The following is a 24,523-nucleotide window of genomic DNA, read 5'->3' on the forward strand; positions in this document are numbered from 1 at the left end:
CTCTTCAACCTATGATGAGCAAAGTTTGCTGGGTCTCGACGTTGTCTCCTTCCTTCACGAGAACCTTGAGCACAGTGCCTTCGTGCTCGCTGATGATGTCGTTCTCCATCTTCATAGCCTCGAGGACCAGAAGTTTCTGACCGCGCTTCACTTGCTGACCTTCGCTCACGTGCACCTTGACGATGAGCCCGGACATGGGCGCTTTGACTTCAACGCCACCAGTTTTCGGTGCAACTTGCTCCCTACGTTGTTCCACCTTGACAGGCTCTGGTTTCGCAGCTTGTACTGGTAACTGTTGTGGTTTTTCGACTTGTTGTGGTTTTTCAACCGTTTGTTGAACGGATTGAACGATCGGAGAACCTCCGATCTCCTCAACCTCGACGATGTATTCTTTGTTGTTTATCACCACCCTGAACTTGCGCGCCATCCTCTCGCTCCTTTCCATCCGCTCTTTCTCCAACTCATCGTTCTCTCCTCAAGGGTGAAGACTCTTCCTTTTGGCTGTACTGTTGCCTTCTGCTCCGAGCTCATGTAGGCCATCAGCGCCCCGATTATGGCCGCCTCGATGGGTTCACTGGACTCTGGCTCCACCTTCTCTTCGGCCTTCACACTCGTTTCTGTTGCGGTGGTCGTGGTGTCGGAAACTTTGCGCTGTCTCGCCGTGAAGATCTTTCCCATTATCACGAAGATGGTGTACAGAATGACGAAAGTGAGAAAAACAGACCCCATGCCAACGACAAGAATTGTGGTGTTAGACACCGTCCTCACCTCACAGGGGGATATTACCGTGCTTCTTCTTGGGCAGAGATTGGACCTTCGTTCGGCAGATCTCCAGAGCCCTCGCGATCCACTCCCTCGTCTTGGCTGGTTCTATGATCGCATCTATGTATCCACGAGATGCCGCCACGTAGGGGTTTGCAAACGTGTCTCGATAGAGTTTTACCAGTTCCTTCCTCTTTTCCTCGGGGTTCGGTGCGCTCTCTATTTCCTTTCTGAAGATGATGTTTGCGGCCCCATCAGGCCCCATAACCGCGATTTCAGCCGTTGGCCATGCGGCGACCAGGTCTGCTCCGAGGTGCTTGCTGCCCATCGCGATGTACGCGCCCCCGTAAGCTTTTCTCAGTATAACGGTGATCTTCGGCACAGTTGCTTCGCTGTAAGCGAACAGAAGTTTTGCGCCGTGCCTTATGATACCGCCGTGTTCCTGCTGTACACCGGGTAGATAACCTGGGGTATCCACGAACGTTACGATGGGTATGTTGAAGCAATCGAGGAAGCGTATGAACCTGGCAGCTTTGTCGGAAGAATCTATGTCGAGCGAGCCTGCGAGCACCGAAGGCTGGTTCGCAACGATTCCCACGCTCATACCCGCGATCCTCGCAAAGCCCACGACGATGTTTCGAGCGAAATGCTTGTGCACTTCGAAGAAGCTACCCTCGTCTACGACCATCTCGATGACTTTCCGAACGTCGTAACTCTTCGTGGGCTCCACGGGTACAACGTCGTTGATCTCTTCGCTCATGGAAAGCGAATAGTCCCCGGGGATGTACTCGGGTTCCTCCAGATTGTTCTGCGGAATGTAAGAAAGGAGCTTTTTGATGATCTCGATGGCTTCCTGTTCGTTGGCCGCCAAAAAGTGGGCGTTTCCACTCTTGGAGTTGTGGACGTACGCACCGCCGAGATCTTCCTGGCTAATCTCTTCACCGGTGACGGCCTTGATAACGTTGGGACCGGTTATGAACATCTTGGCGGTCTTGTCGATCATCACAACGAAGTCCGTTATCGCGGGTGAGTACACCGCTCCTCCCGCGCACGGTCCGGCGATGAGCGTGATCTGGGGTATCACACCGGACGCGAGCGTGTTCCTGTAGAAGATTCCCCCATAACCGAACAGTGAATCGACACCTTCCTGAATCCTCGCTCCTCCCGAATCGTTGATACCGATCAGGGGAATGCCCAGCTCCATCGCCAAATCCATGAGTTTCATGATCTTCTTCGCGTGCATTTCGCCCAGAGATCCGCCCATCACGGTGAAGTCCTGCGAGAAGACCGCGACCATCCTTCCATTGATCTTTCCGATCCCCGTCACAACGCCGTCACACGGAAGCTCTTCCTTGTCCAGGCCGAACGCCGTGGCCCTGTGCTTGACGAATTTGTCTATCTCCACGAAGGATCCTTCGTCCAGCAGGAGTGAGAGCCTCTCCCTGGCCGTCAGTTTACCCTGTGCGTGTTGCTTTTCTATTCTTTCAGTTCCTCCACCGAGCTCAACTTTGTGTTCGAGTTCTCTGAGATTTCTGATCAATTCTTCCATGCCTATTCCCCCTCAATGGTGGCCTTCCACCAGTTCGACGAGGACTCCGCCGACCGACTTTGGATGCAGAAACAGCACGCGCGTTCCGCCTGCACCGGGTCTTGGAGCATCAGAAAGGGGCTGAAAACCCAACTTCTTGGCGAGCTCAACCGCTTCGTCTATCCCCGTCACGTTGAAGGCGATGTGGTGGATGCCCTCTCCCCTGCTCTCCAGAAACTTGTTGATCTCCGATTGTTCGTTGATGGGCTCCAAAAGCTCGATCTTGCTTTCTCCCACCTTCATCATGTAGACGCGTAGACCCCTTTCGGGAAGCTCTTCCGTGTGGACGTCCTTTAAACCGAGGAAATCGGTGTAGAACTTCAATCTTTCCGAAGCGTTTCTCACCGCGATTCCCACATGGTCTATCCTTTTAACCTGCATACACTCCGCCTCCCTCAAAATTTTGATGGGGCGAATGCCCCATCACGCAGCTTCTTCGCTTTTCTCCTCTTTCTTGCTTTCGTTCTTTCTGTTGTCGGTGACGTAGAAGCCGCTACCTTTGAACACCACGGCAACCCTGCCTACGGATCTTTTCATCCGCGTGCCACAGTCGCAAACGACGGAAGGATTTTCGTTCATGCCGTGGAAGACTCGTCTTTCTGAACCGCATTTCTCACACACGTACCTGTAGAACGGCATCTGCACCACCTCCTGATCGATTCGTTCGTGTATCTCTCGTATATTATGCTACCCAAACAATTTTGCCGAATGGTTAATACGTCTTAAATGAGGATCAAACCACGCTCGGCGTAAGCCTTCGCCAGGCAGAGCATCTGTCCCCAGCCGTAAGCACAGCCAAGAGCGATCGGTAGTTCCCTCTCACCGTCGATGAGAACAGAGTCCTCGACCTTCAACCAGGTTCCTTCGTTTCCGTCCGGCGTGAACGTCATCTTCACTCTCGATCTGAATCCGTCTTCGTACTCGTACCACCAGAACTCGAAAACTTTCAGTGGTTGTATGAACACCACAACGCCCCTGTCTTCGACCACCTCGTCTGCCGTGATCCTCTTCCATCGAAAGCGGATCTGCCCGCCTTCGAAGAGCTCCATGCTCATACCGTCCGTGAACCACGGGTCCCAACCGTTTGGACAGACAAAGATGTTCCACAACCTCTCCACCGGCACTCTGAAATGCTCCACGAAGTGCATCTTCACAGTTTGAAGCATATGCAGCACCAGAACAATTCTACTACGACGTTCTGATAAAATAAAAGTGTGCGAGGGGGATGAGTGAGTGAATTCAGAATTTCTCAAGCCTCACGTGGTTCTCGAACTCTGGTACCTCGTCGTACCCATAAGTGTCTTCGTCGTCCTGGCCGCGAAATATTTGGAGAACATCCTCATGCCGATGCTCGGTTTCCTGCTCGGTGGATTCTTCCTCAGCCCGTTGCTCATCGAATGGATGGGTAAGGTGGAATTTCTTAAAGGTTTGCAGGAAAAATTGATCGAGAACTCCACGCTGAACCTCATCTTCGTGGTTGTCCTCGGTGTTCTGTGCGGAGCCGTGCTGTACGGTCTGTACAAAATCTTCGTCTTTCTGGTGGGATTTCTCGCGGGCGGTGCGCTCGGTTACTTCATAACTCTGATCGTTGTTCGGGGAAGAGAACTCGGCACCGTGGGTCAGTTCGACCTCAACGTGCTCGTCCCGGTAGGGGTGGGGATCGTACTGGGACTGATCTGCGGGCTGATAGCGGTTAGAAAAAGTGCTCAGGTGCTGGCTGTCATATCTCTACTCGTTGCGAGTTATCTGCTGGCCTTCTCTGCCGTCGGCTGGCTGTACGTGTGGATCACGAAGAGTCCCAAACAGGAAGTGTCGAAACTGTTCGAGAGTCAACCGATCGTCTTTGCGCTGATCTTCGTCTGGCTGATCCTTCTCGTTCTCGGACTGTTTCTGAATTTTCGAAAGAGGGCCAGACAGGCCCCCGCAGAAAAGGAAACCGGCAAGCTCAATCACTGATCAAGAGTACCCGGAAGACGCCGAGCTCAACGAGTCTGTTCGCGATGTCTTCTTTTCTCGTGATGTGAACTTTGAAGACATCGGGTTTGTCGATGGGCGAATCGACGAACACGGCGTTCGGATCGTTCTTCAGAACGAAGTCGGCTTCCTCTGACGTTACCTTCAAGAGCTTTTTCTCACCCATGAAATCGTCCTTCTTCTTCGCGTACTGCGAGAAATCTTCCTTGATCTCCTGATAAACGTACCTCAGTACCTGGGTGAACACGTTGGCCGGAGCGTAACCTGGTAGGTACACCAGTGGCGTGGCCTCGCTGGTCAAAAACCATGTGGTCGGAACGCCACTGACATTGAAATAGTCGAACAACTGCGCGTAACTCATCGGCTGGCCGAAGATGTTCGTGATTTTCCTGGTGTCGTACATGGCCTCGACGAAGATGAAGTTCGCCATGATCAGCTGTTTCACAGTTCTGTCGGTGAGCGTTTCATTCTTGAGCTTCGCGCAGTACGGACAGGTTTGGGTCGTGAAAACGATCGCCAGCTTTTTCTGTTCGATCTTCGCCAGCTTCGCCGCAACGTCCACGTCGTTCAGAAGAACGTTCTGTGCGAGATTGAAAACGGCGACGAGTGTGAAAAGAATCACCGAGAACCTTTTCATGCGATCACTCCTCTCATACGAACGCCTTTCCCGTGAGAATGAGCAACCCGAGGACTAAAAGCAGAGCGCTCGTTGCGTACTTCAATACCCTTTCCCACAGAGGGGTTTTGAAGCTCACCTTGCTCAGGAGCTTCGATACAACCCCTCCGATCGTCAAGAAAGGTACAGAGATTCCGAGCGAGTAGATGAAGAGTAACAGCGCCCCTCTCAGGGCCGTTCCCCTGGTGGCAGCGATGGCGAGGATGGATGCGAGCACCGGGCTCGCACAGGGAATCCACACCAGCCCCACACCGAGCCCCAGACCGATACCCGAGAAGATTCCACCCGCTTTGAACCTGTTGAGCTTGATGGCTTTCGGCCTGAAGAGCTGTATTTGAAGCAGGAACAGAACCGACATGATGATGACAAGCGTGCCTGCGGCGTAACGGAGCAGGTTCTTATCGAAGAAACCACCGAGCGTTCCCGATAGGGCGCCCAAGCTCGCGAACGTGGCGGAAAGGCCCAAGAAAAAGCCGATGATCCTCAAAAATGCGGCCTTCTTATCGTAGAACAGCAGCGCGAGAAAAGATGGAAGCAGTGGTAAAGCACACGGGCTCAGAAAGGATATGAAACCGTGAGCTAAAGCCGTCCAGACATCCACTTGAGTGAGCGTGATCGCCATCACTATCTACCCTCCATTTTTAGACTTGTTTTGTCGGAAATATTTTACCACAGTTCTTTGTCCGCGCGTTGTACAATCTAGTTTGGAAAGCCATGAACGTACGGTAAACGGGGGATGATCGATGAAAAGGGTTTTTGCACTGCTGTATCTTCTCTTTACCACGCTTTTTTTCTGCGAGCAAGTGAGGTTCGTCAGCGGTGATTTCTACCCTCCGTTCATTTACAAAAACGAGCGGCAGCAAGTGGTGGGTATTTCGGTGGAGATACTGAAAGCGATAGAGAAGGTTTCGGATCTGAGGTTCGACATCGAATTGATGCCTTTCTCTGAAGCTTTGAAACTCGTGGAGACGGGGCACGCAGACATGATCAATCTGATCTTCAAAACGCCAGAAAGAGAGAAGATGTTTTTGTTCTCGAAACCCATCCTGAGGGTTCAGAGCTTAGTGTGGGTCAGGAAAGAGCTGAAAGTGAATGATTTCAAAGAGCTGAGCGCCTTCGTTGTGGGCGTCGTCGAAGGCGATGCGAACGAAGCCCTTTTGAGGCAAAAGAATCCTTCGGTCTTGGTCAAACGCTTCGAAAGTTTCCAGCAGCTGATCGAAGCTGTTGAAAACAGGGAAATAGATGCTTTCCTCATGGAAGATCTTACAGCGAGTTACTATCTCATAAAGCACGATCTTTACCATCTGTTCGAAAGTCTGCCACCGCTCTCTGTTGAATGGACGTACTTTGCCTTCGCCCGAACGAAACCGCAGCTCGTGGAAAAGTTCAACGCGGCCCTGGACCGCTTGCCGAAGCGAGAGATAGAGAGGATCATCAACCTCTTCGTCAAACCCAGATTTTTCGTTCCGGCCTGGTTGTGGTGGTTCATACTGACTGGCTCGGTGGGCACTTTCTCAATTGTCATGATTCTACTCCTCATCAACAAGCGTTTGGAGCGTCTGGTCGCTTTGCGCACAGACGAATTGAGGAAGAAGAACGAAGAACTTCAAGCTTCTTACGAAGAGATCGAGGCGATGAATCAAGAACTGCAGGCGACCAACCAGGAACTCGACGCCATGAACCAGGAACTCAGGGCGACCAACGAGGAACTCGAAGCGATGAACCAGGAATTGATGAACCTCAACAAGCAATTGGAGGAAAAGACAAAGCAGGCGGAACGTTTCCAGAAAGGTTTCCAGGACGTTCTCGATCTGGCGAGCAAATTGACCTTCGAAACGATTCAGGAAAAAGAGTTCCTGCTGTCGGTTTTGAGAACGTTCAAGGATTATTTGCCAGCTTCCAGGGTTGCTGGGGTCGTGCTCAGATCTGTCAGTGAACCTGGCAAGACGCTGGTGTGCCTCACGAACGAAAAAGATCCAGTGATTCAGAGGATCGACGAAAGCTTCGATTTCGCATCGGAATCTGCGCGTGTCGAAATTCTGAAAACTGTCGCACGGTTTTGTGATGAAAAAGCCCCATCTGGTGTTGAACTCGTACCGATCGCCTCTCAAGATAGTGTACACGGTGTTTTGCTCTATTTTTCTGGGGGTGTCAGCGCCGTTGAGAAACAGTACGTTGAGAAGTTCGCACTATTCGTCGCCACGCTGCTCTCTCTGAGAAGCTACATGAGAGAGCAGGGAATCTTCCAGAGAAGGCTTCTGAGCGTCGTCGTCAAGGCGCTTGAGTACTACGATTACTACACGAGGGGGCATTCTGAAAACGTCGCACGCTATGCGAGTTCGTTCGCAGAAAACCTTGGGCTCGACAAGAGCGTCATAAGACGTCTGTTCTGGGCGGGAATGGTACACGATGTGGGCAAGATCTTCGTGCCACAACAGGTTCTGAACAAGAACGGTTTCCTCTCGCCTGAAGAGTATGAGCTTGTGAAGATACATCCAGTCAAGAGCTTTGAGCTACTGAACGAGGCGGGATTGCAAGAGATCGCGAAGATCGCGAAATACCACCACGAGCGTTACGATGGCAAGGGTTATCCGGATGGTCTTGTGGGTGACGCGATACCGTTCGAATCGAGAATTCTGGCTGTGGTCGATGCCTTCGACGCCATGACGACCAACAGACCTTACAAGGAAGCCATGACGATCGAAGAGGCGATCGTGGAGATCGAACGTTGTAGTGGTTCTCAGTTCGATCCCCACCTTGCTGAAGTGTTCGTAAAGCTGTTGAAAGAAAAGCCGGAACTCTTCCTCAAGAAAGGGTAGGTGAGTTTCGTGAAGGCGATGCTGAGGGTACGCATGAGCGAGCACGACGCACATTACGCGGGAGGGTTGGTCGACGGCGCGAGGATACTGCAGCTCATGGGAGACGTTGCGACGGAGCTTTTGATCAGGCACGACGGCGACGAGGGTCTGTTGAGAGCTTACGAGAGTGTGGAGTTTCTCAAGCCCGTGTTCGCGGGAGATTTTCTCGAAGTGTACGGTGAAATCGTCGAAGTCGGTAACACCTCGCGAAAGATGAAGTTTGAAGTTTACAAGGTGATCACCAACGCGCAGATTCCAGAACACCCCTCAGCCTGCGACGTGCTCGATCCACCCTTGCTCGTCGCGAAAGCCATTGCCGTGTGTGTGGTTCCAAAAGATAGACAGAGGAGGTCGAAGTGATGGATAAGCTGATCATAACGGTTGCCGTCTGTGGGGCTGAAGTCACGAGGAAGGACACTCCTTACATCCCCATCACGCCCGAAGAGATCGCCCAGCAAACGTACGAAGCCTACTTAGCGGGTGCTTCCATAGTCCATCTGCACGTGAGGGACGAGAACGGCAATCCAACCCAGGATCCCGAGATTTTCAAGAGGACCGTTCGGTTGATAAGAAAGAAGTGTCCCGACATCATAGTCCAGGTTTCCACCGGCGGTGCCGTCTGGATGACTCCTGAGGAGAGGTTGCAATCTCTCGAAGCCGATCCGGATATGGCCACACTCACCACGGGGACCGTGAACTTCGGAAACGACGTGTTCTACAACAGCATGCCAATGATAGAGAAGTTCGCCTCCGTCATGAAGGGGAAAGGTATCATGCCTGAGTTCGAGTGCTTCGATCTCGGGCACATAAACAACGCCATGGTGCTCGTCAAGAAGGGGCTGGTTCAGGGGCATCTCCACTTCGATTTCGTGATGGGAGTTCCGGGAGGGATCGCCGCAAACGCGAGGAACCTCGTGACGATGGTGGACAGTCTTCCACCGGGCGCCACCTGGTCTGTGGCCGGTATAGGCAGACACGAGTTTCCCATGGCGGCGATGGCGATAGTCATGGGTGGCCACGTGAGGGTCGGTCTGGAAGACAACATTTACATAGAGAAAGGAGTGCTCGCCAAATCCAACGCCGAGCTCGTGGAGAAGGTCGTGAGGCTGGCTAAGGAACTCGGAAGACCCATCGCGACGGCTAAGGAAGCCAGAGAAATTCTGCAGCTCGGGGAGAGAAAGAGATGAGAGTTCTCATACTGGACTACGGATCACAGTACACACAGCTGATCGCGCGTGTTGTCAGGGAACTCGGTTACTACAGCCAGGTGGTTCAGCTGGACGAGGATGTGGACCCGTCCGACGTGGGGGCCCTCGTTCTCTCTGGAGGACCGGCCAGCGTGTACGAACCCGATGCGCCGAAACTTCCAGCCTGGTTCGGTGAGTACCGCGGTAAGGTGCTCGGTATCTGTTATGGAATGCAGCTGCTCGCGCACGAGCTCGGTGGAAAGGTGGAACGCGGTGAACTTGCGGAGTACGGAAGAACGGAGATAAAAATAGTTGAGGAAGATCCGATCTTCGAATCCGTTCCGAGAGAAACCACGGTCTGGATGAGCCACTCGGACGTGGTGAAAGTTCTGCCCGATGGTTTCAGAGCGACGGCTTATTCGAAAAACGGCATGATCGTTGCAGCCAGCGATTTTGAAAGGTTCTGGCTGTTGCAGTTTCATCCCGAGGTGCGTCACACTCAGCTTGGAAGGCAGATGCTGCAGAACTTTCTCAGCAAGATATGTGGGCTGAAGCCGAACTGGAATCTGGAGGATTTCATCACCCGGAAGGTGGAAGAGCTGAGAAGAGAGTTGAAGGACAAGAGGGTGATCGCGGCGCTCTCGGGTGGTGTCGACTCCTCCGTGGCGTGTGTTCTGGTACACAGAGCGGTTGGATCTAACTTGCGGTGCGTGTTCGTGGACCACGGTCTGCTGAGAAAGAACGAAGCGGAGGAAGTGATGAGGGTCTTCAAGAACATGCTCGGGCTCAACGTTGTGAAGATAGACGCAAAAGAGAGATTTTTGAGCAAACTCAAGGGTGTGGACGATCCGGAAAAGAAGAGGAAGATCATAGGCGAAGAGTTCATAAGGGTCTTCGAGCAGGAAGCGAAAAGTTACGGTGCGACCCACCTGGTTCAGGGCACGATCTATTCCGACGTGATCGAGAGCGCCAGGTCCGGTAAGAAAACTGCGGCGATAAAGAGCCATCACAACGTTGGAGGACTACCGGAAAGGATGGATCTGAAGATCGTCGAGCCTCTGCGAAACCTCTTCAAAGACGAGGTCAGGATCGTCGGAGAGATGCTCGGTATCCCTCGCGACGTGATCCACAGACAACCTTTTCCAGGCCCAGGGCTCGCGGTGCGCGTTGTGGGGCCCATCGATGAGGAAAAGCTGGACATACTCAGGGAGGCCGACAGCATACTCATAGAGACATTGAAAGAAACGGGCTGGTACGAGAAGGTCTGGCAGGCCTTCGCGGTGTTGCTGCCAGTAAGATCGGTCGGTGTCAGGGGTGACAGGAGGGCGTACGACTACGTGCTCGCGATAAGGTGTGTTGACAGCGTTGAGGGTATGACCGCTGACTGGTCGAAAATTCCACACGACGTGTTAGACTTGATATCGCGCAGGATCTTGAACAGCGTCAAAGGAGTAGGGAGGGTAGTGTACGACATCAGCTCCAAGCCACCAGCGACGATCGAGTGGGAATAGACTGAGTCTTTACCTTGCCTCTTTGATAAGGAATTTCAGCATTCTGAACTACGACATGTTGCTCCAGCTCAGGATGAGGGAGTTATCCATAGACCTGTTCTCCATAAGCCTGCTGTCGAGCATCAACAGCGCCGTTGGAAGCCTTGCAACACCTTTCTGGGGAGCGCTCAGCGACGAATCCAGAAGCAGAAAGAAAGTTCTCTCAGTGGCGATACTGATCGCTTTGATCGTTCTACCGGGTTACACCCTCGCGAGACGGGCCGTGCATTTTTTCCTGGTGGCGACGATCTTCACCTTTTTCTCGAGTGCGTTCGATCCCATCTCGATGGCAATATTCGTTGAATCTTCAAAGCTCGACAGCAGTGTCATCGTCAGCCTGGTGAACGCGGTGAACTCCTTCGGACTGGGTTTTGGAAGGATCGTGGTCTCACCCTTGTTGAGGTTCTTTTCCGTCACCCAGGTGATGCTGATACTGTTCTTCATCGCGTTGACGATGCTGTACTTCATCGAGAAATCCGTGGTAGTTCCACACCAGCGATACGAAGTTCAGCGGACGAACCTTCAGAGAATCTTCTCCGCGATAAGTTCGAAACACATTTTGAAGAAGAACAATCTCTGGGCGATGTATCTGGGCTCCTTCCTGAGACAGCTCGGCATAGGTGGCACCTTCGCGTTGATCGCCGTTTATTTGGTCGAAGAGATGAACTTGAGCAAATCCGTAACGATCCTTCTTTCTTCTGCGAATCCTTTCATGCAAATACCTTCGCACTTCCTTGCAGCCCTCTTGATGCGCAGAATCGCGAGCAAGTACGTCGCGGCCTTGGGTATGTTCGCCTCTGGTATCGGGGCGCTGCTGTTCGTTCCAGCAGATTCCAAACTGACCGTCCTCGTGGCCTACGCAGTCTCTGGCCTCGGATTCGGCACGTTCATCAACGGTGCGACGAAATTCGTTATAGAGAACGTGCCCGTGAACAGGAGAGCGGAGTTTCTCGGCCTGCTGACATCGGTCAGATCCTTCGGGAGCCTCTTCGGTCCCTTACTCGCCGGCTGGCTCGCGACTTTTTCGTTCAGGCTCGTGTTCATCACCATGGGTGCAGCGATGATCGCTGGATCGATCATAACTTTGAATTGCAAATGACTCGCGTTGCGATGAAATTGGAAATCGCCGATCGTACCGCACGAAAACAGAGGAGTGGCTGAGCCTGGATCAGCGCTGCTCTGGTTTTTCCTGCAATCTGAACAGATCGGTCCTCTCGGTGTTGGAGAGGAGAGCCTTCCTTCTGTGCGCGGCGTTGAGAGCCATCCTCTTGAGGATCGCCGGAAGGTCGCTTTTGGTTAGAATTTCCTCACCGATGATCTGTTCCAATTCTTTCGACAGTTTGTAACCGTTCTCCGTCTCGGGCTCGAAGCGAACGTGGTCCCAGTGGTTCCTCGTGATCGATGGGTTCACTCTGTTCAAAAGCTTCAGCGCGAATTCAACGAAAACATCGCCCGTTTCTTCCGGTCTCTTCACGGCGGACAATCTCTCACGATAAGCACTCTCGAGCTCTTTCTCGAACTTCACGAAGGAAAGGACCTTTTCACCCTTCTTCATGATCATCCCTCCTCAAGAGGATCGTTGAGAAAATACATCAAACCCATCACGAGCAGGGCCGCGGTCTCAAATCGGAAGATGGTTTCTCCCAGATTGAACAGCCTGTACTTGGAGCGCAGCGATTCCAGTTCCGATTCGGTGAAATCACCTTCCGGGCCCACGACGATGTTTCTGTACTGGGCCGCCTGTGTCAACGTCAGAGGCTCGCCGGACTGGTGGAGCACGAACGTCTTCGATGGTTCTACGGGTAGATCCAGATTGTCCAGGACCTGAAGCTCTGGAAATCTACACCTTGCGCACTGTTTCGCGGCGTTTCTGATCACGAGTTTTATCTTCTCCACCTTGTCGCTGTAGGATCTACCCCTGCTCGGTTTGTAGACCACGATCCTCGCTATTCCAACCTCGACCGCTTTTTCAACGAGCCACCTGAGCCTTTCCCAGTGCTGCGATGCCACGCACAGGGTCACTGGCAGTATTTTTTCTCTTCTCTCTTTAGACTCCATTATTCGCGCGATGGATTCGTTCTTCCCTATCTTCAGAATCTGGCAACGGTACAGCTTACCCTCTCCATCTGTGATGAATACCTCTCGCTCCTCCCGGATCCTGACGACCTTCAAATGTTGTGTTTCGTGCGCGTCCAGGACGATGAATTCACCGTTCGGTTTTCCGTAGAAGAGGTGGGGCAATCAGGGGATCACCTCGCAACCTAAGTACGGCTGCAACGCCTTCGGAACGTCTATCCTTCCGTCGGGCCTCTGGTAGTTTTCCACGATCGCCACCAGCGCCCTCCCGATCGCCACGCCCGAACCGTTCAGTGTGTGGACGTAATCGAGCTTTCCGTCTTTTCTTCTGTATCGGATGTTTCCCCTGCGTGCCTGAAAGTCGGTATCGTTGCTGCACGAGGAGATCTCTTTGTACGCGTTGTACGAGGGCAACCAGACTTCTATATCGTAGGTCTTCGCCGCGCCGAAACCCATGTCGCCGGTGCACAGCAGTACCACCCTGTAGGGTAACTCGAGCCTCCTGAGCACTTCCTCCGCATGCCTGACGAGCGTCTCCAGATCTTCGAAGGAACGCTCAGGTGTCGTCAGCCAGACGAGCTCGACCTTGTCGAACTGGTGCTGTCTTATCATGCCTCGCACGTCCTTACCGTAACTGCCCGCTTCCCTCCTGTAACAGGGTGTGTACGCTGTGTACAGCAAAGGAAGCTGCTTCTCTTCTAAAATCTCATCGGCCCTGAGGGCGACCAGGGGTACCTCCGCCGTTGGTATCAGGAACAGGTCGTCCGAATCTATCCTGTACGCCTCTTCTTCGAACTTCGGTAGCTGGCCCGTGATCGTCATCGTGCTCCGCTTGACGAGGTGTGGCACCCAGACTTCGGTGTAGCCGTGTTCTTTGGTGTGGAGATCGAGCATGAAGTTTATGAGTGCGCGCTCGAGCCTTGCGAATGCGGAGTACATCACGGTGAACCTCGAACCGGAGAGTTTGGCAGCCCTGTCGAAGTCCATCAGGCCCAGCTGGGGTCCCAGGTCCCAGTGTGCTTTGGGTTCGAAGTCGAACTTCCTCGGTTCTCCCCACCTTCTGACCTCGATGTTGTGCGTCTCGTCCGGCCCGATCGGTACGGATTCGTGCGGGATGTTCGGCACGTAGAGCATCAGTCTGTTCAGCTTCTCTTTCACTTCGTCGAGTTCTTTCTCGATCGCGTCGATGCGTTCACCTATCTTTTTTCCTTCTTCCATAAGCTGGTTCGCTTCCTGCTCATCGCCGCGGGCTTTGGCCTGGGCGACGCGTTTTGAGATGCTGTTCCTCTGAGCCCTCAGCTGGTTCACCTCGTTCGTGAGCGACCTCACCCTCGTATCCAGCGAGACGATCTCATCAACGATGGAAGGATCGTAGTTTCTGTTCTTCAGGGCGGTCCTCACCTTTTCAGCGTTTTCCCTAAACATGCGTATGTCCAGCAAGTTTCATCACTCCTCCACAACGAGTTCAACCCTGGCGTTCGTCGCGCTCATCTCATCGCCAGCGGTTTTGATCTCGACAGCGTCGGCCCACATTTTCAGATTCTTCTCGTGGTCCACAAGGACCACCGAACCCGTCAGCCTGATCAATCCGGAGTTTCTATCGTAAAACAGGGCGTTCGCGGATGCTTCGATCTTCCCTTTCACGACGCGAACTGGTGTGTCCGTCTGAAAAACGTTTTTGTCCAGATCGATCGACAATCTCTCGGTGTTGAGAAGGACGACGTCGGAGCTTCCTTTGTCGATTATCTTCGCCTGAACGTTGCCCACCAGCATACCCGTTTTGGTCTTCAGATCGTACTTCAAGTTCGTCGCCGTTGCCTCGCCGTTCTCGAATTCCACGAACGTTGAGGTCGCGTCGATCAACCTCCATTCGTTCAGCAGCTTCGTCACGAGCATGGATTGACAAAGAAGCTTCAGCTTGTCTTCCTCGACCTCAACCCTCACGTTTCCTTCGTAATAGGCTCTCTCCTTTTCGGGTTTGACGTAATTAGAAACGATGTGTACGGTTTTGGCGAACGTCGGGACCAGAAGGGTTAGCAACAAAACGATCGAGAGCGTTTTTCTCACGAAGCTTCACCTTCCCATAGAGAATATGAGTGCTATCAGTCCGATCGCGACACCCGCCGCCCCAACGATGTAGGCCGTGTTCAGGTTGGACTGGAGGGTTTTGTTCTTCAGCTCGAGTTCGTCGATCCTGCTCTTCAGCCTCGAAAGGTCCAGAGACGCGAGGTTTTCTTCGAGGACTTTCAAATCCTGCTCGAGCTTCGAAGCCCTCTCGACCAGACCCTGGATCTGGTTTCTGAGTTCCTCCACCTGCTGTTTCGAGGCGAAGTTCTCCAGCGCGATCAGTCTGTTCTGGAGATCTTGGATCTGCTGTCTCAATCTGTTGACCTCCTCGGCTCTGTCCGTGAGCTCCTTTTTCTGCAGGGCGAGTTCGTTCTGCAGGCTCTTCAACGTTACGCTGAGCTTGCTCTCGGAGGCGGATATCTTCTGATCGACGAGGCTCGAAAAGGCGTTGAATTCGTTCCTCGTGGAATCTTTGAAACTCGTCAACTCTGCGAACGTCTGATCCAGCCTTTTCGAAAGCGCATCGACGGAGGACTTCAGCGTGGAAAGCTGCTGGGATAGGCTCGAAATCTGGTCATTGATCTTAGTTTGCTCGCTCGAAAGTTTTTCCAGATCGTTCTGCTGCGCCTGAACCTGTTTGAACAGGTCTGAACTGAGTTTCTCTACGGAGTTCACCCTTTCAACCAGTGCGTCTATCCTGGCGAGTTGAGCTTCCTGGGCTTTGATGTAATCCACGATTTGCTTCTGCACCTGTGCGAAGAGTTCCTGAGAGAGCCTGTCGAGCTGGCTTTGAATGTTCACCGTGGCCGTTTCGAGCTCTCTCAATCTCTGGTCGTAGGTCTTGTAGGCTGATTCGATACCCAGCATCTTCGCGGAGACCTCTTTCTGAGACTCTGCGAGCGCTGAAAGTCTTTTGGAAAGCTCGTCCAGCTGGAAGTTCTTGATCGTTCTGTATATGTACTGTGCGATGTCGAACCTGGTGGTCAACAGGCCTCCTCTGAAGTTTCCGTTCTCGTCCAGTTCCATGATTCTGTTTTCGATCACGAACGACACGGGAACGTAGATGTCCAGAACGGGAGAAACATCCTTGATGTTCAGCTGGGCGAACAGAGAGCAACCGATCAATGCGAACAGAACGACCATCTTCCTCACTTCAATCACCTCCCACCGTGACGTTGATCGTTTTCCCTGGCTCAACGATCACTTCCTTTTCCCAGCCGACGGTGCTCACTTTCACAACAGAAGGTTTCACTGGATAGAATAACACAGGTGAAAGACCTGCAAATTCTGAATTCACATAGCATTCGACGACGCTGTCGCTGAAGATGCAGAGATAACCGAGATCTTCCGGGGAGAACGTGTACAGTTTGCCGGCGGAGAATTCGACCGTTCTCTCTCTTGCTTCGACCTTCACCGTGTGGAAACCTTCAGGCAGGTAGATCAAAGATGGCGGTCTGTAAGTTATGCCCTCGACAGTGTAGACGGTGCTTCTGTCGCCCAGAAGGAGGACGGTCGCCACATCGAACCTCACTTCGATTCGTTCGTCCCTTGAAAGGTCTACCAGACCCATCCACCTTTTCTCACCGAGCCTCGCCTCGATCAGATGGATCGACTGCGGCAGTTTCACGCTGGTCGGTCCGCGTCCAGCGCTCTTTCCGTCCACGAAGATCAAAGCCTCTTCTGGCGCAACGACATCGAGCCGAAAGAGTTTCGGTTCGAGTGGTACGTAAAGGTAGTTCTGTCCCTGCTTGAGTTCGACCGTGATCGATCTCTCTTCGTAACCTACAGCCTTGACGAGGATCGTCCTCTCACCGAGCGGAAGATCGGTGAAAACCGTGTTCTGAGGCTGCACTCGATCGTCTATCTGAACGATCGCGTGCGAGACGCTGGATTGAACGAGCAATCTGGCGCTCGGTGTGAGAGTGAATTCGAACTGTTGAGTTTCGTCGTCGGAAACTCTGATGTTCTGCACCAGGGAAAAGTGGTCCGGCGCCTGTAGTTTTATCTGGTAATCTCCGGCGGGCAGTTTCAAACTCTTCGGAGTTTCACCGACGAACTGGTTCTGGATCCACAGCTTCGCGGCGGGCTTCGAAACGATCTGGACCGTTGGGGTGTTCGACAGTTCAACCCGCAATTTTTTCTTCTCGTGGGCTTGAAGCGATACGGACCTTTTCGTTCTGCAGAAACCTTCTTTCTGGAGCGTTATCTCGTAGTTTCCAGGTTCGAGTTCCATTTCGAGAGGCGTTCGACCCACCAGAACTTTGTTGATCCAGACGGACGCGCCGTCCGGCACACTCTCGATCAGCAAGTTCGCAGAAGCCTGCAGCTGGACGAAGTAAGTCTTTTCTGGATCGCTCAAAAAGATAGACTTGGTCAGATAACCTGGTTTCACGAGCGTCAGCGTCGCTGGCAGGCTCACCTCGAACTGCGCGACGCCGTTTCTGTCCGTCACGGCGAGCAGGACAGAGCCCAGCCTCACTTCGACGTTCGGGACGTTCGTCACCAGCGTGACGGCGATGCAGAGTTGAGAAACCAGCAACAGCACCATCAAGAGCTTCTGCATTTTTCCATCTCTTTCCTCAAGACTTCGAGCAATCTCAGGAGTTCTTTCGAGCGTTCTTCCCCGATCCTTTCCAGAACCCTACCTATGAATTCCACCCGTCTTTCTATCACGTTCTCGATGATCCTTCGTCCTTCGTCCGTGACGGACAGCATGTACACTCTTTTGTCCGCTCCACGCCTTCTTTCGACATATCCAGCGTTCTCGAGCCTTTTTACGATTCCACTCAGCGTGCTCTTGGCTATGCCAAGGGACTGGCTCAGATCGACCATCTTCACAGGTCCTCTGAAGTAAAGTCTCTGCAACAGGTCGAACTGGGCGCTCGTGATGGAATATTCCTTCAGCACGAGCCTTCCCTCGACCTTCACGATGAAACAGATCTCCCTGAGGAGCTTTTCGATTTCCTTCTTCAAGCTTCCTCCCTCCCCTTGAGGTTCAGAGCCACGGTGATCTCGCCTTTCACATCTTTAAAAATCTCCAGTGCCTCGCTGACCTTTCCCCTGTACAGTTGCTGAAACATCTTCGTCATCTCCCGGGCGATGAAGATCTCGCAGTCTCCAAAGATTTCCAGTATGTCCTTCAGCGTTGCCTGCATCCTGATCGCCGCCTCGAAGAAGATGAGAACGAGTTTTTTTCCCTTCAATTCTCTCAAGAGTTTTCTCCTCTTCTTGCCGCGCGGCAGGAAACCCACGAACATGACGCGTGAGGTGTCGAAACCGCACAGCGCCATCGCACTCGTCAGGGCGCTGGGACCCGGCATGACGTCGAGCTCGATACCCTTCCTCCAGCACGCATCGACCAGGTAACCTCCAGGATCGGCGACACCCGGCATCCCTGAATCGGTGACCAGGCACACTTTCTTCCCCTCGCTGAGGAGCTTCAGGATCATCGGTATGCTCTTGGTCTGGTTGTGAACGCCGTAGGAAAGAAGCTGTTTGTTCTCGATCCTGTAGAACTTGAGCAACTTCAACGTCCTTCTGGTGTCCTCGGCGAGGATGACGTCCGCTTCTCGCAGCGCCTTGATGGCCCTTATCGTCATGTCGAGCATGTTGCCGATGGGAGTACCGACGATCGTCAATTTACCGGGCAACCGAACTGAACCTCCTTCTCGTAAATTCGATTCAGGAGCTCGAAGCTGAGTGTGAAACTTTCGGCTGGTCCGAACGACTCACAGAACGAATCGATCAAGCTCTTCTCGAGCTCTTCCAAGGTAACATCTTTCACTTCCTGAAGGCCGACGAACTTCTCTTTCAAACTGTCCGGATCCAGGTTCAGGCATCGTGCGTATTCTTCGACGTGGCTTTTCAGCAGTATCGAGCCGTGTTCGAGCACGAAGTCTCTGGTCCTCATCTGCGCGCTGCCAACGAGCTTTTTCCCATCGAGTGTTATTTCGTACATGCCTGGCGAATCGAAGCATGCGGGACTCTTCGCCGTCGTTCTCTTTCGAACTTCCATCTTCACATCGAATCCGAGCCTTCTCACCGCCAGAAAGATCCTCTCGCTCACGGTTCGATGGAACTCCTCAAGGTTCTTCGTAGCGAGTTCGTGCGAGGCTGGCACGACGAACGCGTACGTGAGTTCATCCTGGTGCAGCACGGCCCTGCCGCCCGTGGGTCTGACGACGCATTCTATGCCTTTCTGTCTCATGTAATCCACGTTCAGTTCGATCCGTTTCTGGTGTCTCCCGAGAGACAACGTCGGTCTTGCCCAGGTGTAAAGCCTGAGCAAAGGTTCTTTGACCGTCTCTGCGAGAACCACGTCCATCGCCATGTTCGTCTTTCCGGGAAAGTTCCACGTTCTCAGCAACAGCATACCTTCACCCTCACAGGGGACGTTTCAAAATCTTCTTCGTGTCCCTCGGATAGATTGGCTCGGTCGGTGCGAGCTTTCTGAATTTCAGAAGCGTTCTCTTCTCACCGCTCAGAAGTTCGTAATCAACGTTTTGTTCCAGGTGGACTCTCAACAGTTCCATCGCCCTTTTCGCTTGCTCTACCTCTTCCAACCAGTTTGGACCCTTGTAAAAGAGCAACGATCCTTCCACTTTGCAGAACGGCACGCAGAGTTCGAGCAAAATCCGTAAGGTTGCCACCGCGCGTGCGGTAACGTAGTCGAAGCTCTCTCTGTATCGATCGGCGAGGTTTTCCACCCTCGCACAGACCACTTCCACGTTCCTCAAGCCGAGTGCTTCTACAGTCCTCGAGAGCCAGGCAGTCTTCTTCTTCGACGAGTCGACCAGGACGGTCCTCGTCGGAAAAACTACCGATAGGATCACACCCGGTACCCCTCCACCGGTTCCGACGTCGAGCAGATCGCCCTCAATGCCCTCGATGGGCAAAAGAACGTCGGCAACGTGTTTGTGCACAGCCTCTTCAAAATCGTCGATCCCAGATAGGTTCATCGGTGCTTCGATCAGCGCGAGCAAGTAGCGTGCGATCAGCTCGATCTTGCGTTCGTTCAGTTCCAACCCGTAGGCCCTCAGGATCGCTGCGACCTTCTCGCAGTACTGCGAGATTTCCCGTTGCATCACGCACCGAGTTCACCCGGCGATGAAAGGGGGTGAACTACCTCCTTAAGACTATTGTACAGATTTTTCAGAACAGGCTGATCTGTTCCTTCTCCGGCAGGCCTTCGAGTTCGACGTACTTTCTGAAGATATCGAGGTGTGCTTTGTTCAGCTTCGTCCTCTTCAAGATGTCTTCGAGGGAGCTGAAGGGTTTATCGTTCCTCGCTTTGACTATGGATTCGGCGACGTTGTCCCCAAGGTTAGGAAGTTTGTTGAATGGGATCCTGAGCTTCTTTCCTTCTATGAGGAAGAGTTTCGCGTGCGATTTGTTTATGTTCGGAGGCAGGAAAGAAAAGCCACGCGCGAACATTTCCAGCATGACTTCGAGAGTTGTTTCTGCCGCCTTGTCGCGCACGTCTTTTTCGCTCAAGGTGGAGAGTTCTGCCAGTTTCTTCCTGACCAGCTCTGGCCCATACAACGCCGCGTCTATGTCGAACTCTTCTCCCTTCAGAGTGAAGAAGGCTGCGTAGAAGGCGAGAGGATGGTGAACCTTGAAGTACGCGATTCTGAACGCCATGCTCACGTAGGCGGCGGCGTGCGCCTTCGGGAAGAGGTACTTTATGCGTTTGCACGATTCTATGTACCACTCGGGCACACCCAGCTCGCGCATGAGTCTTTCGTCTTCCTCGCTCAAACCCTTACCCTTTCTCACGTTCTCCATGATCTTGAAAGCTTTGGATGCGTTCATACCCATTTTGATGAGGTAGTTCATGATGTCGTCCCTGCAGGCGATGACCTCGGACAGCGTGGCTTTGCCCTGTTCTATCCAGTCGCGTGCGTTGTTGAGCCAGACGTCCGTACCGTGGGAGAGCCCGGAGATCCTGACGAGGTCGGCGAAGCTCTTCGGTCTCGTTTCTGTGAGCATACCCCTGACGAACTGCGTTCCGAATTCGGGAATTCCCAGAGTCCCAACGTCGGTCCTGTTGTCCAGATCCTGGGGTTTGATGCCCAGCGGTTCGAGGCTCGAGAAGATCCTGAGCGTTTTCTCATCGTCCATGGGTACGTTCATCGGGTCTATACCTGTCAAGTCCTTCAGGATCTTGATGAAGGTGGGATCATCGTGACCGAGCGCGTCTATCTTGACGAGATCGTCGTGGATGGATTCGTAATCGAAGTGCGTCGTGAACACCTTGGCTTCCTTCGTGTTCGCAGGATACTGCACCGGTGTGAAATCGTACACCTCGAACTCTTTGGGTATGATCATGAGACCTCCGGGATGTTGTCCCGTGGTCCTCTTCACACCCGTGATCGCCGTTGCGAGTCGTTCCATCTCGGCCTTTCTCACTTTCCTTCCGAGCTTCTCTTCGAAGGCTTTCACGAAACCGTAGGCCGTCCGCGACGCTATGGTGTTTATCGTACCCGCCCTGTAGACGTAGTTCTTCCCGAACAGTTCTTCAACGAACCTGTGGGCCTCATCCTGGTACTCCCCCGAGAAGTTCAGATCTATGTCCGGGACCTTGTCTCCTTCGAAACCCATGAAGGTTTCGAAGGGTATGTCCTGACCGTTGCGCTCGAGTGGCTTACCGCACTTCGGACAGTTCTTCCTCGGCAGGTCGAAACCGGAGCCGTAGCGTCCGGATTCATCGAACTCTATGTAGTGACACTCTTTGCAGTAATAATGCGGTGGCAGCGGGTTGACTTCCGTTATGCCGAGCAGGTGCGCAACGAGCGAGGAGCCGACCGAACCGCGGGAACCCACCACGTAACCGTCCGAGAGGGACTTGTCGACCATCTTCTTCGCGATCAGATAGAGCACCGCGTAACCGTGGTTTATGATCGCGTTGAGCTCCTTGTCGATCCGCTTCTGAACAGGTTCTGGCAGTGGATCACCGTAGATTTCGATGGCTCTGCGCATCGTCAGATCCTTGATCTGCTCCTCCGCCCCTTCGATCTTCGGTGTGTGAAGCTTCTTCTCGAGCGGTACGATGAATTCGATGCTGTCCGCGATCTGGTTTGGGTACCTGACGACCACATCGTACGCCTTCGCTTCGTCCTCCAGTATCTCCAGAGCGGCCTGCATCATTTCTTCGGTGGTCCTCAGGTACGCGTTCGGTTGTTCCTGGATCGTTTCACTCTGGGGAGCCATGAGGACTTTTCTGACCTTTTCATCCTCCGGGTCTAAGAAGTGCACATCACCCGTCATCACGATGGGTATCTTGAGTTTTTCTCCTATCTCGTAGAGTTTTCTGTAGACCTGCTTGAGTTTTTCGCGTGACAGGCCGAGATCGTTGATCGTCGGCAGCAGGTCCAGCGGCATGATCTCTATGAAATCGTAGAAAGACGCGACCTCTTCGATCTCTTCTTCGTTCGCCCCGGACAGGATCTCCTGCACCAGTTCACCCGCCACGCACGCGCTTCCGATCAGAAGGCCTGCTCTCATCGTCTGGAGCTCGCTCTTCGGAATACGGGGCACGCTGTGGAAGTACTTCACGTGCGCGTCGGAGACGAGTCTGTAGAGGTTCTTCAAACCTTCCCTGTTCTGGACAAGGATGGTGGCGTGGAAGGGTTTGGACTGGGTGACGAGCGCTTCCTTGTGAGAAGATTCGATCTTTCTGAAGCTCACCATGCCTTTTTCTCTCAGGATCTTCAAAAGCTCCAGAAACACCTTCGCGGTGACCTTCGCATCTTCGAGCGCCCTGTGATGCTTGAAGGTACCTATTTTGAAATGAGAGACGAGTTTTTCCAAATTGTAACTCGACAGTCGGACCAGCCTCTTCGCCAACGCGAGTGTATCCACGACCGGCAAGGTCCACTGAACGCCACAGACTTTCTCAACGTAGTGCCTGAGGAATCTGTAATCGAAGTTCGCGTTGTGGGCGACGAGCACGCTGTTTTCACAGAATTTCAAAAACTCCTTGAGTACCTCCTCGATCGGCGGTTGATCCTGAAGCATCTCGTCGGTGATACCGGTGAACTGAACGGTGAAACTGTCGAGTTTCTCCTTCGGTCTGATCAATCTGTGAAATTCCTGAACGATCTCTCCGTCTTCGATGGCGACGGCACCGATCTCTATGATCTCGTTGAACATGGGGTGGAGTCCCGTAGTTTCCAGATCCACGACCACGTATCGCCTCGACTGGACATCGACGTCCTCACCGTTCAGTATGATGGGTTCCGCGTCGTTCACGATGTACGCTTCGATGCCGAAGATGGGCTTTATTCCATAATTTTTGCACGTTTCGAAGAACTGCGGTATGCCCTGCACCACGCCGTGGTCCGTGAGCGCGATCGCTTTCCAGCCCCATCTGGCAGCGGTCTTCACGTAGGCTTCTATGTCGAGAACGCTATCCAGATCGCTGAACTTGCTGTGCGCATGCAGTTCAACCCGTTTCTGTGGAGCTTCGTCCGTCCTGTCATGATTTTCAAGCCTTTCGAATTCATCGACGTAGAGTGTGGGTTCTCCACTCTCATCGAACTTGAGCGTTCCATCGAAGAGCACGCGGTCCTGTTCCTGCACCGTGGCGAGAAACTTGTCTATGTTGCTGTTCGTCAACACGCACATGAGCGAATCGAGTTTGTCTGTTATGTACACAAAGAGGATGCGTTTCTTGCCCTCTCTCAGCTCCGTTTTGAAGACGGTTCCTTCGACCTTGACCTTGCCAGGTTCCGCCGGTAAGTTCGATGGGGTGTGAAATTTCGATGTCTTTCGCTTTTTCTTCGGCTTTTCTTCAACCACAACGACGGGTTGTTCGACGATCTCCATGGGAGGCTGCACCACTTCTATCTCGATGGGCCTTTTCACACCCGTGAGCGCTTCTATCTTCTTGCTGACATCGCCCAGTTTTCCGTTGATCCTCTCTCTACCGAAGTCTCCGGTCACCTTCAGTACCACTCTATCTTGGAAAACGACGACATCGTGAACGTACGGAAAGCTACCGTTCAGCTCTTTTCTGAGTTTTTCAAGCTCTATGGTGGTCTCCGCGAACTGAAAAACAACGTGGGCACCGAATTCCTGAGAGAGTCTCTCACAGAGTGCCTGGTGGCGGGAGAACTGCTTGTCTACCCTGATGAGCAGGGTGTTGGTGATCGCGTCGAAAGTGACGTCGTGAACCGTACACGATTCTTCCAAACTCACTCCCAGCGATTCGGCTATCTGTTTCAGATCAGTTTTCGGGCTTTCAACGAACACTCTTTTCATGGCGAGAACCTCCGCTCGAACTCTCTCAGATGCGCGTGGCATATCGCTATCGCGAGCGCGTCGGCTGCGTCGTCCGGCCTCGGTTTTTCTTCGAGTCCCAGCAACAGCATGACCCACTTCTGAACGTCGGCCTTCGTCGCCTTCCCACTGCCGGTGACGGCCTTTTTGACCATCTGCGGTGTGTATTCAAAGATCGGAACGTCACACTCGACCACCGCGAGAAGCGATACGCCCCGCGCTTCTCCGACGGCGATCGCTGTGGTCACGTTTCTGTAGAAAAACAGCTGTTCCACGGCCACCTCATCCGGTGAATACTGTTCGACGATCTTTTTGATCTGATGGTAAAGGTTTTTCAACCTCAACTGGATAGGTTCATCTTTCTCTGTGATGATGACCCCGTGAGCAACGTGCTGCAACCTGTTCTTCGAAGCCTCGATGACGCCGTATCCGAACGTGCCAAAACCGGGGTCGAGTCCAAGTATTTTCAAAGGCAACACCCCAATCGGTGGGCAGTCATGATTATA

The 24,523-nt window shown here is 53.0% G+C and carries 26 protein-coding genes; 6 read left to right on the forward strand and 20 right to left on the reverse strand.

What is annotated here, in order from left to right; translation table 11 throughout:
• Positions 1-4: 4 nt before the first annotated feature.
• The 6 genes from TSP01S_RS01620 to TSP01S_RS01645 form a co-directional block, all read right to left on the reverse strand.
• Entirely contained in the window at positions 5-427 is a 423-nt protein-coding gene (locus tag TSP01S_RS01620) for a biotin/lipoyl-containing protein (protein WP_041075901.1), read from the reverse strand.
• Positions 403-759 (reverse strand): OadG family protein, encoded by a 357-nt coding sequence (locus TSP01S_RS01625; protein ID WP_041075903.1) that lies wholly within the window; start codon positions 757-759, stop codon positions 403-405. The genes TSP01S_RS01620 and TSP01S_RS01625 overlap by 25 nt, the downstream gene beginning before the upstream one ends.
• A gap of 10 nt (positions 760-769) precedes the next feature.
• On the reverse strand, positions 770-2,311 hold the full coding sequence (locus tag TSP01S_RS01630) for an acyl-CoA carboxylase subunit beta (RefSeq protein ID WP_041075905.1): 1,542 nt from the start codon (positions 2,309-2,311) through the stop codon (positions 770-772).
• 12 nt (positions 2,312-2,323) lie between these two features.
• Positions 2,324-2,731: a methylmalonyl-CoA epimerase gene (gene mce, locus TSP01S_RS01635; protein ID WP_041075907.1), complete on the reverse strand. Its 408-nt coding sequence runs from the start codon at positions 2,729-2,731 to the stop codon at positions 2,324-2,326.
• 42 nt (positions 2,732-2,773) lie between these two features.
• Entirely contained in the window at positions 2,774-2,989 is a 216-nt protein-coding gene (locus TSP01S_RS01640; protein WP_041075909.1) for an FmdB family zinc ribbon protein, read from the reverse strand.
• Between the two features lie 83 nt (positions 2,990-3,072).
• Positions 3,073-3,516: an SRPBCC family protein gene (locus TSP01S_RS01645; RefSeq protein WP_041075911.1), complete on the reverse strand. Its 444-nt coding sequence runs from the start codon at positions 3,514-3,516 to the stop codon at positions 3,073-3,075.
• Between the two features lie 67 nt (positions 3,517-3,583).
• Between TSP01S_RS01645 and TSP01S_RS01650 the strand changes: the two genes are divergently transcribed.
• Complete coding sequence (locus TSP01S_RS01650; RefSeq protein WP_041075912.1) at positions 3,584-4,306, forward strand: hypothetical protein; 723 nt, start codon at positions 3,584-3,586, stop codon at positions 4,304-4,306.
• On the opposite strand, the gene TSP01S_RS01655 is transcribed toward TSP01S_RS01650, so the two are convergent.
• Together TSP01S_RS01655 and TSP01S_RS01660 are read right to left on the reverse strand one after the other, a co-directional pair.
• The gene (locus tag TSP01S_RS01655) at positions 4,296-4,961 is read right to left on the reverse strand and encodes a thioredoxin family protein (protein ID WP_041075914.1); all 666 of its coding nucleotides are present in this window, start codon (positions 4,959-4,961) and stop codon (positions 4,296-4,298) included. The two genes, TSP01S_RS01650 and TSP01S_RS01655, sit on opposite strands and share 11 nt — an antisense overlap.
• A gap of 13 nt (positions 4,962-4,974) precedes the next feature.
• Positions 4,975-5,622 carry a cytochrome c biogenesis CcdA family protein gene (locus tag TSP01S_RS01660; RefSeq protein ID WP_041078306.1) on the reverse strand — a complete coding sequence of 216 codons (648 nt, stop codon included), beginning with the start codon at positions 5,620-5,622 and terminating at the stop codon, positions 4,975-4,977.
• A gap of 121 nt (positions 5,623-5,743) precedes the next feature.
• Here TSP01S_RS01660 and TSP01S_RS10025 point away from each other — a divergent pair, with 121 nt between their 5' ends.
• From TSP01S_RS10025 to TSP01S_RS01685, 5 genes are read left to right on the forward strand one after another with little or no spacing between them, the layout of a single operon-like run.
• Positions 5,744-7,819 (forward strand): HD domain-containing phosphohydrolase, encoded by a 2,076-nt coding sequence (locus TSP01S_RS10025; protein ID WP_052463448.1) that lies wholly within the window; start codon positions 5,744-5,746, stop codon positions 7,817-7,819.
• An 18-nt stretch (positions 7,820-7,837) separates the two neighbouring features.
• Positions 7,838-8,218 (forward strand): 3-aminobutyryl-CoA ammonia lyase, encoded by a 381-nt coding sequence (gene kal, locus TSP01S_RS01670; RefSeq protein ID WP_231848617.1) that lies wholly within the window; start codon positions 7,838-7,840, stop codon positions 8,216-8,218.
• Positions 8,218-9,045, forward strand: a complete 828-nt coding sequence (kce, locus tag TSP01S_RS01675) for a 3-keto-5-aminohexanoate cleavage enzyme (protein WP_041078308.1) — start codon at positions 8,218-8,220, stop codon at positions 9,043-9,045. The genes kal and kce overlap by 1 nt, the downstream gene beginning before the upstream one ends.
• Positions 9,042-10,556 carry a glutamine-hydrolyzing GMP synthase gene (guaA, locus tag TSP01S_RS01680; RefSeq protein ID WP_041075918.1) on the forward strand — a complete coding sequence of 505 codons (1,515 nt, stop codon included), beginning with the start codon at positions 9,042-9,044 and terminating at the stop codon, positions 10,554-10,556. Before kce ends, guaA begins: the two co-directional genes overlap by 4 nt.
• A gap of 22 nt (positions 10,557-10,578) precedes the next feature.
• Entirely contained in the window at positions 10,579-11,694 is a 1,116-nt protein-coding gene (locus tag TSP01S_RS01685) for an MFS transporter (RefSeq protein ID WP_041075920.1), read from the forward strand.
• Positions 11,695-11,763: 69 nt separating this feature from the next.
• Here the strand turns inward: TSP01S_RS01685 and TSP01S_RS01690 are convergent, their stop codons facing one another.
• The 12 genes from TSP01S_RS01690 to ruvC all read right to left on the reverse strand — a co-directional run bounded on the left by TSP01S_RS01690 (position 11,764) and on the right by ruvC (position 24,487).
• Complete coding sequence (locus TSP01S_RS01690) at positions 11,764-12,150, reverse strand: hypothetical protein (protein WP_041075922.1); 387 nt, start codon at positions 12,148-12,150, stop codon at positions 11,764-11,766.
• A gap of 2 nt (positions 12,151-12,152) precedes the next feature.
• Entirely contained in the window at positions 12,153-12,836 is a 684-nt protein-coding gene (locus TSP01S_RS01695) for a 16S rRNA (uracil(1498)-N(3))-methyltransferase (protein ID WP_041075924.1), read from the reverse strand.
• Entirely contained in the window at positions 12,837-14,111 is a 1,275-nt protein-coding gene (gene serS / locus TSP01S_RS01700) for a serine--tRNA ligase (RefSeq protein ID WP_041075926.1), read from the reverse strand. It lies immediately after the preceding gene.
• 6 nt (positions 14,112-14,117) lie between these two features.
• Positions 14,118-14,738 carry an LPS export ABC transporter periplasmic protein LptC gene (gene lptC / locus TSP01S_RS01705; RefSeq protein ID WP_041075928.1) on the reverse strand — a complete coding sequence of 207 codons (621 nt, stop codon included), beginning with the start codon at positions 14,736-14,738 and terminating at the stop codon, positions 14,118-14,120.
• A gap of 6 nt (positions 14,739-14,744) precedes the next feature.
• Positions 14,745-15,890 (reverse strand): coiled-coil domain-containing protein, encoded by a 1,146-nt coding sequence (locus tag TSP01S_RS01710; RefSeq protein ID WP_041075930.1) that lies wholly within the window; start codon positions 15,888-15,890, stop codon positions 14,745-14,747.
• A gap of 1 nt (position 15,891) precedes the next feature.
• Complete coding sequence (locus TSP01S_RS01715) at positions 15,892-17,301, reverse strand: PEGA domain-containing protein (protein ID WP_041075932.1); 1,410 nt, start codon at positions 17,299-17,301, stop codon at positions 15,892-15,894.
• Positions 17,286-17,711 (reverse strand): MarR family winged helix-turn-helix transcriptional regulator, encoded by a 426-nt coding sequence (locus tag TSP01S_RS01720; RefSeq protein ID WP_041075934.1) that lies wholly within the window; start codon positions 17,709-17,711, stop codon positions 17,286-17,288. Before TSP01S_RS01720 ends, TSP01S_RS01715 begins: the two co-directional genes overlap by 16 nt.
• On the reverse strand, positions 17,708-18,346 hold the full coding sequence (gene rsmI / locus TSP01S_RS01725; protein ID WP_052463602.1) for a 16S rRNA (cytidine(1402)-2'-O)-methyltransferase: 639 nt from the start codon (positions 18,344-18,346) through the stop codon (positions 17,708-17,710). Before rsmI ends, TSP01S_RS01720 begins: the two co-directional genes overlap by 4 nt.
• Positions 18,347-18,372: 26 nt before the next feature.
• Positions 18,373-19,110 (reverse strand): lipoate--protein ligase family protein, encoded by a 738-nt coding sequence (locus TSP01S_RS01730; protein ID WP_041075938.1) that lies wholly within the window; start codon positions 19,108-19,110, stop codon positions 18,373-18,375.
• 10 nt (positions 19,111-19,120) lie between these two features.
• Positions 19,121-19,822 (reverse strand): 16S rRNA (guanine(527)-N(7))-methyltransferase RsmG, encoded by a 702-nt coding sequence (gene rsmG, locus TSP01S_RS01735; protein WP_052463603.1) that lies wholly within the window; start codon positions 19,820-19,822, stop codon positions 19,121-19,123.
• A gap of 67 nt (positions 19,823-19,889) precedes the next feature.
• Positions 19,890-23,999: a PolC-type DNA polymerase III gene (locus tag TSP01S_RS01740; protein ID WP_041075940.1), complete on the reverse strand. Its 4,110-nt coding sequence runs from the start codon at positions 23,997-23,999 to the stop codon at positions 19,890-19,892.
• Positions 23,996-24,487 carry a crossover junction endodeoxyribonuclease RuvC gene (gene ruvC / locus TSP01S_RS01745; RefSeq protein ID WP_041075942.1) on the reverse strand — a complete coding sequence of 164 codons (492 nt, stop codon included), beginning with the start codon at positions 24,485-24,487 and terminating at the stop codon, positions 23,996-23,998. The genes TSP01S_RS01740 and ruvC overlap by 4 nt, the downstream gene beginning before the upstream one ends.
• Positions 24,488-24,523 lie beyond the last annotated feature (36 nt).

The sequence above is a fragment of the Thermotoga caldifontis AZM44c09 genome (assembly GCF_000828655.1).
GTDB lineage: Bacteria > Thermotogota > Thermotogae > Thermotogales > DSM-5069 > Pseudothermotoga_A > Pseudothermotoga_A caldifontis.

What these genes read in the sequence shown, in the direction of transcription:
- TSP01S_RS01620 (WP_041075901.1), bottom strand. Translation starts at nt 427, where the DNA reads ATGGCGCGCAAGTTCAGGGTGGTGATAAACAACAAAGAATACATCGTC.
- TSP01S_RS01630 (WP_041075905.1), bottom strand. Translation starts at nt 2,311, where the DNA reads ATGGAAGAATTGATCAGAAATCTCAGAGAACTCGAACACAAAGTTGAG.
- mce (WP_041075907.1), bottom strand. Translation starts at nt 2,731, where the DNA reads ATGCAGGTTAAAAGGATAGACCATGTGGGAATCGCGGTGAGAAACGCT.
- TSP01S_RS01640 (WP_041075909.1), bottom strand. Translation starts at nt 2,989, where the DNA reads ATGCCGTTCTACAGGTACGTGTGTGAGAAATGCGGTTCAGAAAGACGA.
- TSP01S_RS01645 (WP_041075911.1), bottom strand. Translation starts at nt 3,516, where the DNA reads ATGCTTCAAACTGTGAAGATGCACTTCGTGGAGCATTTCAGAGTGCCG.
- TSP01S_RS01655 (WP_041075914.1), bottom strand. Translation starts at nt 4,961, where the DNA reads ATGAAAAGGTTCTCGGTGATTCTTTTCACACTCGTCGCCGTTTTCAAT.
- TSP01S_RS01660 (WP_041078306.1), bottom strand. Translation starts at nt 5,622, where the DNA reads ATGGCGATCACGCTCACTCAAGTGGATGTCTGGACGGCTTTAGCTCAC.
- TSP01S_RS10025 (WP_052463448.1), top strand. Translation starts at nt 5,744, where the DNA reads ATGAAAAGGGTTTTTGCACTGCTGTATCTTCTCTTTACCACGCTTTTT.
- kal (WP_231848617.1), top strand. Translation starts at nt 7,838, where the DNA reads ATGCTGAGGGTACGCATGAGCGAGCACGACGCACATTACGCGGGAGGG.
- kce (WP_041078308.1), top strand. Translation starts at nt 8,218, where the DNA reads ATGGATAAGCTGATCATAACGGTTGCCGTCTGTGGGGCTGAAGTCACG.
- guaA (WP_041075918.1), top strand. Translation starts at nt 9,042, where the DNA reads ATGAGAGTTCTCATACTGGACTACGGATCACAGTACACACAGCTGATC.
- TSP01S_RS01690 (WP_041075922.1), bottom strand. Translation starts at nt 12,150, where the DNA reads ATGAAGAAGGGTGAAAAGGTCCTTTCCTTCGTGAAGTTCGAGAAAGAG.
- TSP01S_RS01715 (WP_041075932.1), bottom strand. Translation starts at nt 17,301, where the DNA reads ATGCAGAAGCTCTTGATGGTGCTGTTGCTGGTTTCTCAACTCTGCATC.
- rsmI (WP_052463602.1), bottom strand. Translation starts at nt 18,346, where the DNA reads ATGCTCGACATGACGATAAGGGCCATCAAGGCGCTGCGAGAAGCGGAC.
- TSP01S_RS01730 (WP_041075938.1), bottom strand. Translation starts at nt 19,110, where the DNA reads ATGCTGTTGCTGAGAACGTGGAACTTTCCCGGAAAGACGAACATGGCG.
- rsmG (WP_052463603.1), bottom strand. Translation starts at nt 19,822, where the DNA reads ATGCAACGGGAAATCTCGCAGTACTGCGAGAAGGTCGCAGCGATCCTG.
- TSP01S_RS01740 (WP_041075940.1), bottom strand. Translation starts at nt 23,999, where the DNA reads ATGAAAAGAGTGTTCGTTGAAAGCCCGAAAACTGATCTGAAACAGATA.